This window comes from Glutamicibacter nicotianae, assembly GCF_002797775.1.
Lineage (GTDB): Bacteria > Actinomycetota > Actinomycetes > Actinomycetales > Micrococcaceae > Glutamicibacter > Glutamicibacter nicotianae.
The window spans coordinates 1,135,933-1,150,656 of the sequence record NZ_PGEY01000001.1 but is presented as its reverse complement, the minus strand read 5'-3'; the positions used below and the strand labels follow the sequence as shown (position 1 = coordinate 1,150,656).

Sequence of the window (14,724 nt, the reverse complement as noted above, 5' to 3'; positions counted from 1 at the left end):
TGCCACCCCGTTAGTCTTTTAATAACAGTTCTTCGAAGGCAATTGGCCCTCGGGATATCCAGTTCGAGGAGATGCAGCATGCGCCACGCACCGCAGCCACACGTTCAGGCGCACCTTGATCCGCAGAGCAAGCAAAGCAAGTACCGGCAGATCCGCGAGATTCTCAAGACCCATGCGCGCGAAGCCTGCAAACCCGGCTACAAGCTGCCACCCGAACGCGTGCTGGCTGAGCACTTCGGCGTGGCCCGCAAAACCATCCGGCAGGCCATCGACGCGCTGGTCGATGAACAGGTGCTCAAGCGGGTAGTCGGAATTGGGACCTTCGTCGTGCCCGAGAAACTGGATCTCCGTGTCCGCCTGCACTCCTACTCCGAGGACATGATGCGCCGCGGCATGGTTCCCGATGCCCACGTACTCGAATTCGCGGAGATCAAGGCCAACGCCAGCCTTGCGGCGCAGCTGATGGTGGAGGAGGGCACAGCAGTCGTCCAGTTCAAGCGCCTGCTGCTCGCCGATGGCATTCCCATGAGCCTGGACGAGAACTATATGCCCGCTGATCTCGTGCCGGGTTTCGTGGACGGCGAGCCGCCGTCCAAGCTATATCAAGCCTTGCACGAGCGCTACGGCATCTTGCTTGAATGGGGCGAGGATCAAGTGGAAAGCACTGCAGCCAGCAAGAAGCAAGCGGTGCTCTTGGGCGTAGACCCCGGCTTCCCGCTCCTGCAGATCACGCGCTACGCCTACATCGGCGATCGGTTGGCCGACTATTCTGTCTCGCTCTACCGGTCGGACCGCTACAAGCTGTTCGTTCCATTGCAGCGAGTCGGTACTCGCACGCCACGCTACACGGACACCTTCTGAGCCTAGACTTGCGACTTGGGTGTCAAGGAAATTGGGTTCTGCCCAACAGCGGCCATGAATAATGCCCACTGATGGCCAACAGAACTGCACGTTGACGGTCAGCAGCACCACTGCACACTGGCCTATCCGCGCAAGCATGGCGGCGACCGTCATCCATCGCAACAACCCAACCTTCAAAACGCCATCTCCAGGTCCTCATCAACTATTCCAACGACGGTGCCGGCCTTGATCTCTTGAAAGTGTGTCAGGGGAGAGACGCAGCAAGTTGGCTGCTGCAGGGAATAGGCCTAGATCTCTTCCTGGAGCTGGACTCTTGTCTGGGGGGCAGCAACCAGCTTGAGCAGCCACAGTCGTGAGCGGCTCCGATCCGGAATTGCGGCTGGCTGGTGGCCTCCCAGATTCATCTGCAGACGGCATTCCGCTTCCTCGCGGGTGAAGAGCAATGGAGCCTACGCGCACAGGTTGAATCAACCATCGCAGCAGGTTCTTGGCTTCACCCGGTAACCCTCAACGTCTTTTGCGAACCTGGCGGGGGAGCAAGGCCTTGCTGGCCCCGGCATCGCATGCTGGCACAGCGCCAGAAGCCCTTCTAATCGACTGGGAGATCCGTGGATGGCCCCAACCTCATGTTCGCGACATTGGCTGGCGCTCTGGTGCACACAAGGCCGCAGGAAAGATGGGTTAACGAAGGGAGGGACACACCTTGCGGTGTGTCCCTCCCTTTGTGACTAACTCGAGTCGCTATTACTTAGTGATCGAGCCCTGCTTGTCGCCTTCGACCTCATGGTGGCCGTGGGCTGCATGAGCAGCTTCCAGCTCCGATGGGGTTACCGGGGCGACGCGGTCTTCGAAGAAGAACTTCGACAGTGCCGCACGACGCTTCTCCGAACCGGAGACGTGTCCTGCTGCATCAGGCTGAGCCGGGATGTACTGGCGATCAACGTAGTTGGTCAGCAGGTAACGCTTGTAGACATCAATTTCCTCGTGCTTCTCCGAGAAGCCACCCTCAGGCGACATCTGGATGATGCCGGCTTCGCGGCCGTGCAGGACGATCTCGCGATCCTTGCGCTGCAGCGACAGGCAGATACGGCGAGTCAGCCAGAAGGCCAGGATTGGGCCCAGGAAGAACAGCGTACGCAGCCAGTAGGTGACATCGTTCAGCGACACATGGAAGTGGGTCGCGATCAAGTCGGATGAGGCAGCAGCCCACATGACGCAGTAGAACACTACGCCTGCCGCGCCCATTGCCGTACGGAATGGAGCGTTGCGTGGACGGTCGAGCAGGTGGTGCTCGCGGTCATCCTTGGTGACCCAGCGTTCGATCCATGGCCAGGCGAACATCACTGCGAACAGTGCGCCGGCAGGAACCAATGCTGGCAGCAGGACGGACAGCACCAGGGTGTTGTCGCCCCATGGGAATGGAATGATCCATTCGAAGCTGAAGTTGCCAAGCACACCAGGCATCAGGCGCAGAGCGCCATCAACGAAGCCGATGTACCAGTCCGGCTGGGTACCAGCCGAAACAGGGGATGGGTCGTAAGGCCCGTAGTTCCATACCGGGTTGATCTGGAACAGGCCAGCAATCAATGCCACGATGCCGAAGACGATGAAGAAGAATCCACCGGCCTTCGCTGCGTAGACCGGGCCAACAGGGAAGCCAACAACGTTGTCGTTGGTGCGGCCTGGGCCTGGGTACTGGGTGTGCTTGTGGGTCACAACCATGAACAGATGGATCACAATCAGCAGGATGATGATCGCAGGAACGATCATGATGTGCAGCGAGTACAGACGCGGGATCACCGTATCGCCTGGGAACTCTCCGCCGAAGAAGAACATCGACAGGTAGGTGCCCACGATTGGCAGAGCCTTCATGACGCCATCGATAATGCGCAGGCCGTTACCGGACAGCAGGTCATCCGGCAGGGAGTAGCCGGTGAAACCGGCAGCCAGACCCATGATCAGCAGCACGCCGCCAACAACCCAGTTCAGTTCACGTGGGCGACGGAATGCGCCGGTGAAGAATACGCGCAGCATGTGCACGGAGAGGGAAGCAACAAACAGCAGTGCCGACCAGTGGTGCACCTGGCGCATGAACAGGCCGCCGCGCACGTCGAAGGAGATCTCCATGGTCGAGGCCATAGCCGTCGACATGCCGATGCCCTTCATCGGTACATACGAACCGTTGTAGGTGACGTGCGCCATCGACGGATCGAAGAAGAAGGTCAGGAAGGTGCCCGAGAGCAGCAGCAGCACGAAGGTGTACATCGCCACTTCACCGAACATGAACGACCAGTGGTCAGGGAAGATCTTGCGACCGAATTCCTTGACGATGCCCGACGCGCCAACGCGGGAGTCCACGAAGTTCGCGATGCGACCGGTAGCGGTCGATGCTTGGTACTCGTTAGTAGCCATGATTAACCACGCTCCCAGTACGATGGGCCAACTGGCTCGTGGAAGTCACTCTGGGCGACCAGGTAGCCCTCGGAGTCCACGGTGATTGGCAGCTGCGGCAGTGCGTGGCCAGCCGGGCCGAAGATGACCTTGCATTCCTGCGTCAGGTCAAAGGTCGACTGGTGGCATGGACACAGCAAGTGGTGGGTGTGCTGCTCGTACAGAGCAATCGGGCAACCAACGTGGGTGCAAATCTTGGAGTACGCGACGATGCCGTCGACGTTCCAGGTTTCACGCCCCTCGGAGATCTGCATTTCCGCTGGATCCATGCGCATCAGCAGAACGACGGCCTTGGCCTTTTCGTTCAGCGGGTGCTCGGCCTCGTTCAGGCCTTCTGGGATCACGTGGAAAGCAGAACCGATCTGCACGTCCGAAGCCTTGATCGGGGTACCGGATGGGTCGCGGGTCAAACGGACGCCCTTGTCCCACATGGTGTGGCGCAGGGAATCGATCATCTGGCTCGCGGTGTTGCCGGTGCGATCCAGGTCGCGGAACATGAAGATTGCCGGGATTGGAGCCAAGGCAATGGCGCCGATCAGGGTATTGCGGATCAGCGGACGACGCTTGATGCCGGATTCCTCGATAACGGTATCGATGATCTCGACGGCATCCTGGCGATCTTCTTCCGAGCGGATCTCGTGGCGCATTTCCATGAGCTCGTGATCCGGCATCAGGGTCTTGGCCCAGTGAACAATACCCACACCGATACCAAGCATCGCGAAGGCGGTGCCCAGTCCCAGTGCAGCGTTCTGCACACGCAGTTCAGCGAAGGTCATCTCGCCTAGGCGGCCCAGGACGAAGTAGGCCACGAAGAAGAAGAGCGTGCCGATGATGGAGATGGTAAATAGGAGCGCTACTTGACGCTCATGTCGCTTGGCTGCGCGCGGATCGCGGTCTGCGAGACGCGGACGATGCGGTGGTAGGCCCGGATCTGGGAAACGATCCTGAGCTACATCGTCAGCCTTAGCAACGGTGCCCGAGTTTTCGGGACTGCCGTGACTATGGTCGCCCATGTTTCTCTCTCATCCTTCTGTTAGGAATTTATGTACGTAGTGATGGTTACGGCCGTGGCCGTGGTTTGCCTTAGGAAGGACGCGAGGTCAACCAAATGGTGAAGGCAATGATGATACCCAGACCTGCGGTCCAGGTGAACAGGCCTTCAGCAACTGGACCCAGGGAGCCCAGGGCTGCACCGCCAGCGGAACCATTGGCTTCAATGGTCTTCAGGAAGGTGATGACATCACGCTTCTCTTCTGGGGTGATGTTCGAGTCGTTGAACACTGGCATGTTCTGTGGGCCGGTAGCCATCGCTTCGTAGATGTGCTTTTCGGATACACCGGTCAGGGTTGGTGCGAACTTGCCGCGGGTCAGCGCACCACCGGCAGCAGCCGCGTTGTGGCACATCGCGCAGTTCACACGGAAGACGGTGCCACCGTGGGCGGCGTCGCCCTGGGTGGTATCCAAGTATTCCTCATCAGGGATCGCTGGGCCTGCACCCAGGCTTGCAACGTATGCTGCCAGCTGGGAGATCTGCTTGTCGTCGAACTGCACCGGCTTGACCTGGGCCTGTGGTCCCTGCATCTGCATCGGCATGCGGCCGGTGCCGACCTGGAAGTCCACGGATGCCGCGCCAACGCCAATCAGCGATGGACCGGAATCGGAGCCTTCGGCATTCATGCCGTGGCAAGTAGCGCAGTTGGCGACGAAAAGCTTCTGACCTTCTTCTACATCGGCCTGCGATGCAGTAGTGGTCTCAGCTGCCTTCGCTTCGCTGATGTTACCGGCTGCAGTGTAGAGACTGCCGGTAATCAGCAATCCGAACAGAAGCAGGGCCACAGCGGCGAGCGGGTGGCGGCGCTTTTTCGAAAGAGCCTTCACTTGCTGGTTCCTCACTTAGTTTCTTTGGTGTGGTGTTGCCGTACTTCTTGTTGAGGCAACTAATGAATTTAAGCTGCTACTTCAAGAAGTAGATGATCGCGAACAGGGCGATCCAAACAACGTCAACGAAGTGCCAGTAGTAGGACACCACGATGGAGCCGGTTGCTTCGAAGTGACCAAACTTCTTAGCCAGCATCGCACGACCAATGATCAGCAAGAATGCGATCAGACCACCAGCGACGTGGATGCCGTGGAAGCCGGTCGTAATGTAGAAGGCCGAAGCGTAGGAGTTCGAGTTGATGGCCACGCCCTCGCTAACGAGGACAGCGTATTCGTAGGCCTGGACCGAAACGAAGATCGCACCAAGGATGAAGGTGAGAATGAACCATTCAATCATTCCCCATTCCTTGAAGTTGAACAGCCCGCCAGAGCGGCGAGGCTTGAATTCTTCGGCACGGAACACGCCTAGCTGGCAGGAGAACGAGCTGGACACCAGGATGATGGTGTTAGCCAGCGCGAACGGCACGTTGAGCTTGGCAGTTTCAGTCGCCCATAGTTCGGGCGCGGCAGCCCGGAGGCTGAAGTACATGGCGAAGAGGGCGGCGAAGAACATGAGCTCGCTGGAGAGCCACACCATCGTTCCCACCGACACCATGTTTGGGCGGTTCGGCGCATGTGGCGCCGTCGTATTTGGGGCATGAGTCGCAGTTGTCACACTGACATTATGTCTCTAAATGGCCCTCAGATACCAATGCAAAAGCGGGTTCACGGAGGTTTGTTGCGCCACATCACGGCAACATCCGCGGAAACATGCGGAAGTACGGAGAAAACTCTTTCTACAATTCGTAGAGCTTCATTCGGCGCGTCTCACGAAACAATCATTTATGCAACGAAAGTGTTGCGTATTTAACCTTGGAAACTAGGCGATTTTAGCGACTTGAGCCACATCATTTAGCGACATGAATTGGGTGGCGCGGCCAGTGTCTCGATAGGCTTTCTCATGTGTCAACGAGCCTTGTAAACGAAAAGTTCCCGACGTGGCCAGATCTATTGGCCACCCTGATCGACGGTGGCGATCTCAGCCGCGAACAGGCCGCTTGGGCCATGAATGAGATCATGTCCGGCGAGGCGAGCGACGTGCAGATCGCCGGCTTCCTGGTTGCACTGCGCTCCAAAGGCGAAACCGTGGCCGAATTGACCGGCCTAGTGGACTCCATGGTGGCCAACGCGCGCCCATTGACCATTGACGCACAAACCTTGGACATTGTCGGCACGGGCGGCGATCGCCAGAACACGGTCAACATCTCCACGATGTCCACATTGGTCTGCGCTGGTGCCGGCGTGAGCATAGTTAAGCACGGTAACCGCGCGTCCTCTTCATCCTCAGGATCGGCCGACGTGCTCGAAGCACTAGGGGTCCGCCTGGAGGTACCAATCGAGCGCCTTGTAGAAGTGTACGACAAGGTTGGGATAGCGTTCTGCTTCGCCAATGTCTTCCACCCCTCAATGCGCCACGTTGCCGGAGCACGACGTCAATTGCGGATACCTACCGCCTTCAACTTCATGGGCCCGTTGACCAATCCCGCCTTGCCAACCGCATCCGCCATCGGATGCTCCGACCTGGTCATGGCACCAATCATGGCTGGCGTGCTTGCAAGCCGTGGCGTGCGCGGCCTGGTCTTCCGCGGAGACGACGGACTGGATGAACTAACGACCACGGCTGCCAACCGAGTCTGGGAAGTGCGCAATGGCCAAGTCACCGAGTTCACGTTCGACGCTCAAGATGTTGGACTCGCCCGGGCGACGCTCGATGATCTCCGCGGTGGGGATGCGCAACACAACGCAGGGGTTGTACTCGATGTCATCTCGGGAGCGACCGGCCCTGTTCGGGACGCAGTTCTCCTCAACGCGGCCGCAGGAATGGTTGCGTACAGCGATACTGCTGAGGGCAGTTTCGAAGATCGCATGCGGGCCGCCATTGAAAAGGCAGCACATTCGATCGATTCCGGTGCGGCGAAGTCCGCCCTGGACGCTTGGTCGTCAACGACCCAGACGATCGTAGGGGAGTAGCTCCTGCAGGCAGCGACAAAGCCGGTCTTTGGTTCACGACTTTACAATCAGTGAACCAAAGACCGGCTTTGTTTTCGATACCGCTTAGTCGTCTAGACCGAGGGAAAAAGCTGCTTCGAGGTCATGCTCGGAATAAGCGCGGAAAGCGATGTGGGTCTGGGTGCCGCGGATGCCTGGAATCTTGGAAAGCTTATTAGCGATGACTTCGGCGAGATCCTCGTGCTTGTTGACCCGTGCAATGGCAATCAAGTCCCAGTCGCCTGCGACGGAGTAGACTTCACTGATGCCCGAGATTGCCGAGATCTGCTGTGCGCACTCGGGGATACTGTCAGTTGCAGTCTGGATCATGACGAATGCGGTGACCATCACTATGCCTTTCGGTTCTAACTTGCCGCCTGGCAAGAGGCGGTTGATCTGGAATCAACTGTAGTCGAAAAGCCGAGAATGGCAGGCATGGCTGCATCACCAGGCTTAGCAAAGTACAAGAATTTTAATTTGTAGATATGAATACAAAGTTTTATGATTGTTCCATGATTGTCTTGACTATTGACCAGCGACGTTCCCGATCCACCGAAGACAAGGTGGAAGCACTAGTCAAGCAAGCTAATGCTACCGTCCCTGTGGTCCGCCCGTTCCAGCGAACCGCCGGCGATGAGGTTCAGGCTGTCTTGGATGATGCCAGTGAAGCAATTCGCTTGGCAGTGATGATGGCGGCGTCAGGGGACTGGAGCGTTGGCCTTGGTTTCGGACAGGTCGAAACGCCGTTGCCGGAAGAGACCCGGGCTGGCCGAGGACCGGCCTTTGAATATGCCCGTGTTGCCGTGGAACGCGCGAAGAACACCAACGCACATATCGCTGTTCACGGGCCATCGCATGAAGCCACCCGTCTGGAAGCTGAGCTCCAGTTAACTGCCTGCATCGTTTCCAAGCGAAGGGCCACAGCTTGGGAAGCCGGCACATTGGCTGACGAGGGCATGACCCAGCAACAGATTGCCAAGAAACTTGGAATCACTCAGCAAGCCGTCTCTTCTCGGCTGTCGGCCGCACTATGGTTTGAAGCGAATCGGATGATGGATGAAGCTGCGAAATCGCTAACCCGTCAGCTCAAGATGTTAAAGGAGCAGTAAATGCTTTGGATCGCGTGGGGGAGTCTTTGCCTAGCGGCATTCGTCTCGTGCATATCCGCCTACTTCGGTCATGCCATGGGCAAACGAGCTCGCGTTCGTGACTGGCTCGTAGTTGGTTCTGGCTTGTTCGCACTGCTTTCGGCACTGCTGGCTGCAGTCTCCCAAACATCGATGCAGACGCAAGGGATTCCAACGGTTTACGCTATCGTCCTGAGTTCCATCTTTGCCATTAGTTTCGGCGGCCCTTTTACGGAGCTGATTTTCCGGCTTGCTGCCAAGAATGACGTCGAGCTCCAAAAGGAAGAGTCCGACCCTTCACCGCTTCGTGGCGGACTTTGGATCGGACTTCTGGAACGGACGGCAATTGTCGGAAGCCTCTGGGCTGGTTGGCCAGAAGGCATTGCGGTCGTTCTGGCGGTTAAGGGTCTCGGGCGGTTCTCGGAACTGAAAGATCATCGCGCCGCTGAACAGTTCATCCTGGGGACTTTCGCCAGCGGCCTTGTTGCCGCAGGTTCCTACGGGCTTGGACTGCTATTTATCTAAGCGCTTGGCCACCAACGAAGTTAACAGCCTACGCCCCATCAAGAACAGGCCCAGGACCAGCGAAGCAACGATAATGAATGGGACAGCTGCGGTGGAACCAAAAGCGATGCGCAGCGCTAGCCCAGCTGCTACGGTCCCTACCCAGACCAGTACGCCTGCAGGGAAGAGCTTATTGATCGTGAGCCATGGCCTGGACAGCAAAGTCATCACCACATAGGCGATCAAGAACGGCAGGGCTGTCATCAAGATGCCACTAAAGCTCAAGGCATGTTCATGTTCACGCCTGCCGAGCAGGGCGAAGAGAACAATCAGAACAACGTCGACAGCCATCCACAATGGCCACATACGAATAGATTCCTTCATGTACTCATCATAGGTTTACCCTGCGGACCATGAATAATCTGGTGCTATTTCGAGCGATCTCGGTTCAGACACACGCGTGCCTGATGAAGGCTCGCCACGAATGCCCTGGCATTCCTTCCTGATGCAAGGTCTGCTCTAGCATTAGTCCCATGAAGACGTGGCCTGGCAATGCATGGATGCAAGCTCACCAGATCGCTCTCTATCTCACCGCGATCGCGGCCGGATGCGTCTTCGGCCTGGTTTTGCCTTCAGCCAGTAAGGCGCTTGAATTCACGGTCAATCCAATCTTGGGCCTGCTGCTCTACGCTACTTTCCTGAGCATGCCGCTAACACGGTTGCCCCAGGCCTTCCGGGACATCCGGTTCATGGGTGCACTGTGCACCATCAACTTTGTCGTAGTGCCGATCGTGGCGTTCGGCTTATCGCGTCTCGTGGCGGGGGAACAGCCTCTGCTCTTCGGGGTTCTACTGGTCCTGCTGGCACCCTGCATCGACTACGTCATCGTGTTTACCGGCTTAGCTGGGGGAGACAGCCAAAGGCTGCTGGCCGCCACACCCCTTTTGCTGATTTTACAGATGGTGCTTGTGCCGGCATACCTCTACTTGTTTGCTGGCCCTTCTGCAATCAGCATGATCGTTCCAGGGCCTTTCCTGATGGCGTTGCTGGGGCTCATTACGCTTCCCTTGCTCGCAGCAGCACTCACCCAAGCACTGTCAACGCGCTTTGCACGGATGGAGTGCATCGGCGATTGGGCCGACTACCTCATGGTTCCCTTAATGATGGGAACGCTGTTTTGCGTGGTCGGTTCGCAGATCTACACGGTGCAGTCCAGCTTTGCCCAATTGGCGCTGGGCATCCTTGTTTTTGTCCTTTTTATAGGCCTGATGAACATCCTTGGATACTCTGCAGGAAAACTCTTCCAGCTACCCATGGCCTCACTGCGGGCCGCGACATTCAGCGGCGTCACCCGAAATTCACTGGTAGTGCTTCCACTGGCCCTGGCCCTGCCGGCGGAGCTGGAATTAGCCTCTGCCGTAGTCGTGAGCCAGACCTTGGTAGAGCTGCTTGGCATGTTGGTGATGGTTCGGTTCACGCCGAAACAAAGCACCACATTGCAATCCAAACTATAAGCAATACATCTCGAATATGATGATGCACCGTCGTTGGGGTCCTTGAAATGAGCGGATGGGCGATGTCCATCCGGCACGACCAGAGCGGCAATTGCGCCACCAGACACAATATTATTCGATCGTTGAATCAATCCGATGAGCACTGGCCTCGTCGCCTTTCCCTCCAGGAAGAAAGCGCCGAGATGGCCGAGAGTAAAACCAGCAGACCACCAATCGCGGCCCTGCACAGCGAAGGCGAGGTGAGCATCAGTTTCGTCCCAGGTGGTGTTTCTGCACGGTCATGCAAACCGTCCGCAAAGTCTAGAGAAATCGGAACCACCTGTCAGCAAAAAGATTAGGGGAGAGGTGCAGGCGAATCGCCCAAACTCTCGTATATCTCCCGATATAGATCCCAAAATTGATCCATCGACCGCGGCGCTCCCAGCAAGACGGACTCCAGATAGGTTAGATGCGTTTCCCACCCAGCCAAATAAGTTGCGACGTCAACGCTGATATTTGAGTGGGTGAGCACGAGTTCAGCTCCGATCGGGACGGACCGCAGAATCCAACTAACCTTCGATTTCGATTCTTCTGGAAACTTCCAGGACATCTCAAGGGCCGTCGCTGGATCAATCCGCTCAATCAGGCTTTCGCAGATATAGCCTTCCGCATATTCGATTTTCACAGTCGAACCCACGACAAGGTTGCCAGCGCGGTGGGTACCCAGCCAGAGTGGCAAGGTCTGGCAGCCAGTCAGCACATTCCAGAGTCGGTCAGCCGATACGTTGAAACACCATCGAAGAACTACCGAACCCGACGAATCGTCCGCGAATTTTCGGATGAGTGGCATATGAAGGCACTACGTCGATACTTTGACGTCGCCAAGGGAAATAGCGCACTGAAACCCGAATCGGGGAGGCCTAGATTTCCATTACTTTACATAATGTAGATTATCGGCTTATCAGACATACGGCTGGAAGTGGCTGCACTCGTCCCATTGGCCATGCATTTCCACAGTTGCTTATTGGTCTTCCTCTAGGCGCGCATCCTGAAGATCAAGTCGATGCTTCGCGAAGTCCAAGGTCTGCCGGATGAACTCCCGCGATCGCTCGTCGTGCATCGAGTAAATTACGTGACGTCCGGACTTCCTTGTTTGAAGCACACCCGCGGCCCGCAACCTGGACAGCAACTGGCTGGCGACCGTTGGGCTGACGCCAATCAACTGGGCCAGATCAGACAGAGATAGGTCCTCCATGGACAACGCCCAGAGCATCTGAAGTCTTGCCGGATCAGACAAGGTCTTGAGCACGGTTACCGACATGTCCAAGAGATCACTGGAGACGATCCCGTCTTCAGTCGTTGGGGCAATGAATTCGCTGGTCATCTCACGCACTCCCTCTCCGCCATTCGCCCGCCCTGGCATGATCCAACCATTGCGGTCCAGCCCTATGGGTGTGTCCATTATGGCCACGTATTGCGTTAAAGCGATAGATAGGCAAAAAATTCACATGGTTTGAGCGGGTTCATGGTCAAAACTGTAAGCACTCCCCTGCTTAAATCATCCATTTAGTTATACACGACATAACCGGTGACTAGTAGTTTTGACCACAATTTCCTAGCACAAAGCTTTCATGCCGTCTCCAAAGGTGGCGATTGCATCACAGAAGATTGGTCGTATCAGTGCCCGGTGGCAAAATTTAGATATGGCTAAACCGCTGCTAGGCATTCCCCACAGGAATACGTACGCTCGTCGGATCCGTGAATCGCTCAAGCTGCAACATATCGAAGCTGATACGGTCCAGAGTGAACTGATCGACCTTCTTGAACGCACTCTGCGCGCGCAGTCGCCCGCCGAACACCCCGGTGTCTATATTTACGGCCCTCCAGGCCGCGGCAAGACACTCATCATGAACACCCTGGTCTCCGTCTTGCCAATCGCCACCACGGCGCGCTTCCATTTCCACGAGTTCTTCCAGCGTTTGAATTCGCCGGTCAACCGCGTCCCTGGACAGCCACTGGGGGCGATCTTCGCGCAAGGGCTTGAGCGCGAACTTGCTGGAATCGAAGTCCTGGTTTTCGATGAATTCCATTGCACCGAACCCGGAGATGCGATGTTCATGGCAAAACTCATCCGGCATTGCACGGAGCATGGAATCCAACTGTTCACCACGTCGAACTACGGTCCGGAGAACCTGTTGGATGATGACACGTTCCATCACCTGGTGCAGCCAACCATTGACCGGATTCAACGGGACTTCATCGTCTTTTCCCTGGATCATTCAGTTGATTATCGCCAGCTCACATCCGATCCAGGGCTCGCTCCTGACGGGTATCGGAAAGGCTCACTGAATCTTTTCGAGACGCCAGACGACATGCCACTTCACGATTCGATGATCGAGATCGGCTACGACGAAATCGGTCCTGCGCACTTGAGGGCGGATGAAATCTGGATCAGCTTCGATCAAATCTGCCGAACCCGCCGCAATACTTCCGACTATCTGGAGCTGGCAAGCCGGTATTCGTGCTGGCATATAACTTCCATCCCAGCGAGCTCCACCTTGCATGGATGAGGAACGTCGACTAGCGAATCTCATCGATATCTTCTATGACAAGAACGTGGAAGTGCACCTGTACGCCGCGGACAATCTCGGCGATCTTGGCCATATGCTGCATGACACCGAAAGGGCTCGACTCACTTCGCGCCTGGCCCAACTGCAGCTCAACGAGTACGAACGGACTTGCGTTTCCCGATGAACACCCCATACACCGCCCAGGACATCGAGATTTTGGTTCGAGAAGTCCTGGACACGGCCAACGATGATCTCGTTTTGCCAATCGTCCAGCTAGGTCATCCAGTTCTCCGCCAGCAGGCCGAAGCCTACGACCACCAGCTGCCACAGGAATTGCTCGAAGAACTGCTCGATGCGATGCGCCAGACCATGTATGATGCTCCTGGCGTAGGCCTCGCAGCGCCTCAGGTGGGTATCCCCCTGCAGATCGCGGTACTCGAAGATCTCTATCCAGTTCCAGAGGAAATTGCTGCGCAACGAGAGCGTGAACCGTTGGATTACTTCGAGATCTTCAACCCTGCTTATGCTGCCGCCACGGACCGTAAAGCAGTGTTCTATGAAGGCTGCCTGTCCTTTGAGGGGTTCCAAGGCGTAGTCACCCGCCCCGCCGATATCACCGCAAATTACCAAGACCGCGACGGCCAGAAAATCACGCGCAACTTCTCCGGCTGGCAGGCCCGCATTTTCCAGCACGAAACCGATCACCTGTCGGGCACCGTCTACATCGACAAGGCCGTAACCCGCTCCTTGATCAACGAGTCCGAACTGTGGCGCCATGAAAGCATGGACGTCGCAACTGCACAAAAGGTACTGAAATTCTAATGTCCTCCGGCGCTACCAGCGTTACCTGTCCGGTATGCGAGCAACCCCTAGGCTACACAGGAACCCCGGGCAGAACCCTGAGCTGCGATGCAGGGCACCGCTTCGATGCCGCAAAACAGGGCTACTTCAATTTCTTGACTGGCAAGGGAACCAATTTCCTCGAAGACACCTCGGCCATGGTTCAGGCCCGTGATGCGTTCCAAGCCAAGGGGCATTACGAGCCTCTGGCGCTCGCGCTGTCCCAGCTGATCAATAGTCATCACCACGGAAGTTCTCTCGACGTGCTGGATGCGGGCGCAGGTACTGGCTACTACCTAGCAAGTATCCTGGAACACTCCCCTGCTGACGAACGTGATGCGTTGGCCTTGGACATCTCGCGCTTTGCAATGCGTCGAGCCGCGAAAGTTCCCAGCACGCTCGCCGTGGTCTGGGATGTCTGGCGAAAATTGCCCACGGCTGATCGATCACGCGATGTGGTGCTCAACTGCTTCGCTCCGCATAACCCCGCCGAGTTCCAGCGCGTGCTCCGTCCCGGTGGGATATGCATTGTCGTGACCGGTGAACCAGAGCATCTGAACGAAGTCATCGAGCCGCTGGGCATGCTCTCCGTCGCCCCAGGCAAGCAAGCAGCCCTGATTGAAAAATTTGATGCCGAAGGATTCCGCCATCTCGAATCCACGAAGCTGTCCTATCGAATGAATTTGAATACGGATGATCTCTTTCAACTTGCATTCATGGGTCCATCCGGTCACCACCTCTCCCCCGAATTGCTGCATCAGCAAGCTATCGAACTGGGTGACCAGGCGGTAACCGCCTCCTTCGGAGTACACGCATTCGTCACGCAGGGCTAGAAAATACCCCAAAATGACTACACTCTTTACCCGACATCTACGGCAGAATGTAGGAAAGACCAGTTACGGCTGGTCAGGG

Annotated in this window: 17 protein-coding genes; 9 read left to right on the top strand and 8 right to left on the bottom strand. The window is 56.8% G+C overall.

Annotated features, from left to right (window positions below; all coding sequences use genetic code 11):
• The first annotated feature begins 78 nt into the window (after positions 1-78).
• On the top strand, positions 79-861 hold the full coding sequence (locus ATK23_RS05250; protein ID WP_066138354.1) for a GntR family transcriptional regulator: 783 nt from the start codon (positions 79-81) through the stop codon (positions 859-861).
• 744 nt (positions 862-1,605) lie between these two features.
• On the opposite strand, the gene qcrB is transcribed toward ATK23_RS05250, so the two are convergent.
• The 4 genes from qcrB to ctaE all read right to left on the bottom strand — a co-directional run bounded on the left by qcrB (position 1,606) and on the right by ctaE (position 5,905).
• Complete coding sequence (gene qcrB, locus ATK23_RS05245; RefSeq protein WP_066138351.1) at positions 1,606-3,273, bottom strand: cytochrome bc1 complex cytochrome b subunit; 1,668 nt, start codon at positions 3,271-3,273, stop codon at positions 1,606-1,608.
• Positions 3,274-3,275: 2 nt separating this feature from the next.
• A complete protein-coding gene (qcrA, locus tag ATK23_RS05240; RefSeq protein ID WP_066138349.1) occupies positions 3,276-4,325 on the bottom strand; it encodes a cytochrome bc1 complex Rieske iron-sulfur subunit in 1,050 nt (349 codons plus the stop codon).
• A gap of 70 nt (positions 4,326-4,395) precedes the next feature.
• Positions 4,396-5,190 (bottom strand): cytochrome bc1 complex diheme cytochrome c subunit, encoded by a 795-nt coding sequence (gene qcrC, locus ATK23_RS05235; RefSeq protein ID WP_066138346.1) that lies wholly within the window; start codon positions 5,188-5,190, stop codon positions 4,396-4,398.
• Positions 5,191-5,266: 76 nt separating this feature from the next.
• Positions 5,267-5,905, bottom strand: coding sequence for an aa3-type cytochrome oxidase subunit III (gene ctaE, locus ATK23_RS05230; protein WP_038991074.1), 639 nt, complete (start codon positions 5,903-5,905; stop codon positions 5,267-5,269).
• A 287-nt stretch (positions 5,906-6,192) separates the two neighbouring features.
• Here ctaE and trpD point away from each other — a divergent pair, with 287 nt between their 5' ends.
• Positions 6,193-7,260 (top strand): anthranilate phosphoribosyltransferase, encoded by a 1,068-nt coding sequence (trpD, locus tag ATK23_RS05225; protein WP_066138343.1) that lies wholly within the window; start codon positions 6,193-6,195, stop codon positions 7,258-7,260.
• 84 nt (positions 7,261-7,344) lie between these two features.
• On the opposite strand, the gene ATK23_RS05220 is transcribed toward trpD, so the two are convergent.
• Positions 7,345-7,626, bottom strand: a complete 282-nt coding sequence (locus ATK23_RS05220) for an Lrp/AsnC family transcriptional regulator (protein ID WP_066138340.1) — start codon at positions 7,624-7,626, stop codon at positions 7,345-7,347.
• A gap of 164 nt (positions 7,627-7,790) precedes the next feature.
• On the opposite strand from ATK23_RS05220, the gene ATK23_RS05215 reads away from it, so the two are divergent.
• Both ATK23_RS05215 and ATK23_RS16520 read left to right on the top strand, forming a co-directional pair.
• Positions 7,791-8,387, top strand: coding sequence for a sigma factor-like helix-turn-helix DNA-binding protein (locus ATK23_RS05215; protein WP_066138338.1), 597 nt, complete (start codon positions 7,791-7,793; stop codon positions 8,385-8,387).
• Entirely contained in the window at positions 8,388-8,930 is a 543-nt protein-coding gene (locus ATK23_RS16520) for a hypothetical protein (protein ID WP_066138335.1), read from the top strand.
• Here the strand turns inward: ATK23_RS16520 and ATK23_RS05205 are convergent.
• Positions 8,919-9,293: a DUF3054 domain-containing protein gene (locus tag ATK23_RS05205; RefSeq protein WP_066138332.1), complete on the bottom strand. Its 375-nt coding sequence runs from the start codon at positions 9,291-9,293 to the stop codon at positions 8,919-8,921. The two genes, ATK23_RS16520 and ATK23_RS05205, sit on opposite strands and share 12 nt — an antisense overlap.
• A 149-nt stretch (positions 9,294-9,442) precedes the next feature.
• On the opposite strand from ATK23_RS05205, the gene ATK23_RS05200 reads away from it, so the two are divergent.
• Positions 9,443-10,423, top strand: coding sequence for an arsenic resistance protein (locus tag ATK23_RS05200; protein ID WP_066138329.1), 981 nt, complete (start codon positions 9,443-9,445; stop codon positions 10,421-10,423).
• Positions 10,424-10,757: 334 nt separating this feature from the next.
• On the opposite strand, the gene ATK23_RS16775 is transcribed toward ATK23_RS05200, so the two are convergent.
• Positions 10,758-11,252 (bottom strand): SRPBCC domain-containing protein, encoded by a 495-nt coding sequence (locus tag ATK23_RS16775; RefSeq protein WP_083515435.1) that lies wholly within the window; start codon positions 11,250-11,252, stop codon positions 10,758-10,760.
• Between the two features lie 171 nt (positions 11,253-11,423).
• Entirely contained in the window at positions 11,424-11,786 is a 363-nt protein-coding gene (locus ATK23_RS05190; protein WP_157801637.1) for an ArsR/SmtB family transcription factor, read from the bottom strand.
• Positions 11,787-12,105: 319 nt separating this feature from the next.
• On the opposite strand from ATK23_RS05190, the gene zapE (ATK23_RS05185) reads away from it, so the two are divergent.
• From zapE (ATK23_RS05185) to ATK23_RS05170, 4 genes are read left to right on the top strand one after another with little or no spacing between them, the layout of a single operon-like run.
• On the top strand, positions 12,106-12,972 hold the full coding sequence (zapE, locus tag ATK23_RS05185; protein WP_157801636.1) for an AFG1/ZapE family ATPase: 867 nt from the start codon (positions 12,106-12,108) through the stop codon (positions 12,970-12,972).
• Positions 12,965-13,156, top strand: coding sequence for an AFG1/ZapE family ATPase (gene zapE / locus ATK23_RS05180; protein WP_066138315.1), 192 nt, complete (start codon positions 12,965-12,967; stop codon positions 13,154-13,156). Before zapE (ATK23_RS05185) ends, zapE (ATK23_RS05180) begins: the two co-directional genes overlap by 8 nt.
• Positions 13,153-13,794: a peptide deformylase gene (def, locus tag ATK23_RS05175; RefSeq protein WP_066138312.1), complete on the top strand. Its 642-nt coding sequence runs from the start codon at positions 13,153-13,155 to the stop codon at positions 13,792-13,794. Before zapE (ATK23_RS05180) ends, def begins: the two co-directional genes overlap by 4 nt.
• The gene (locus tag ATK23_RS05170; RefSeq protein WP_066138309.1) at positions 13,794-14,645 is read left to right on the top strand and encodes a putative RNA methyltransferase; all 852 of its coding nucleotides are present in this window, start codon (positions 13,794-13,796) and stop codon (positions 14,643-14,645) included. The genes def and ATK23_RS05170 overlap by 1 nt, the downstream gene beginning before the upstream one ends.
• Positions 14,646-14,724: the final 79 nt, after the last annotated feature.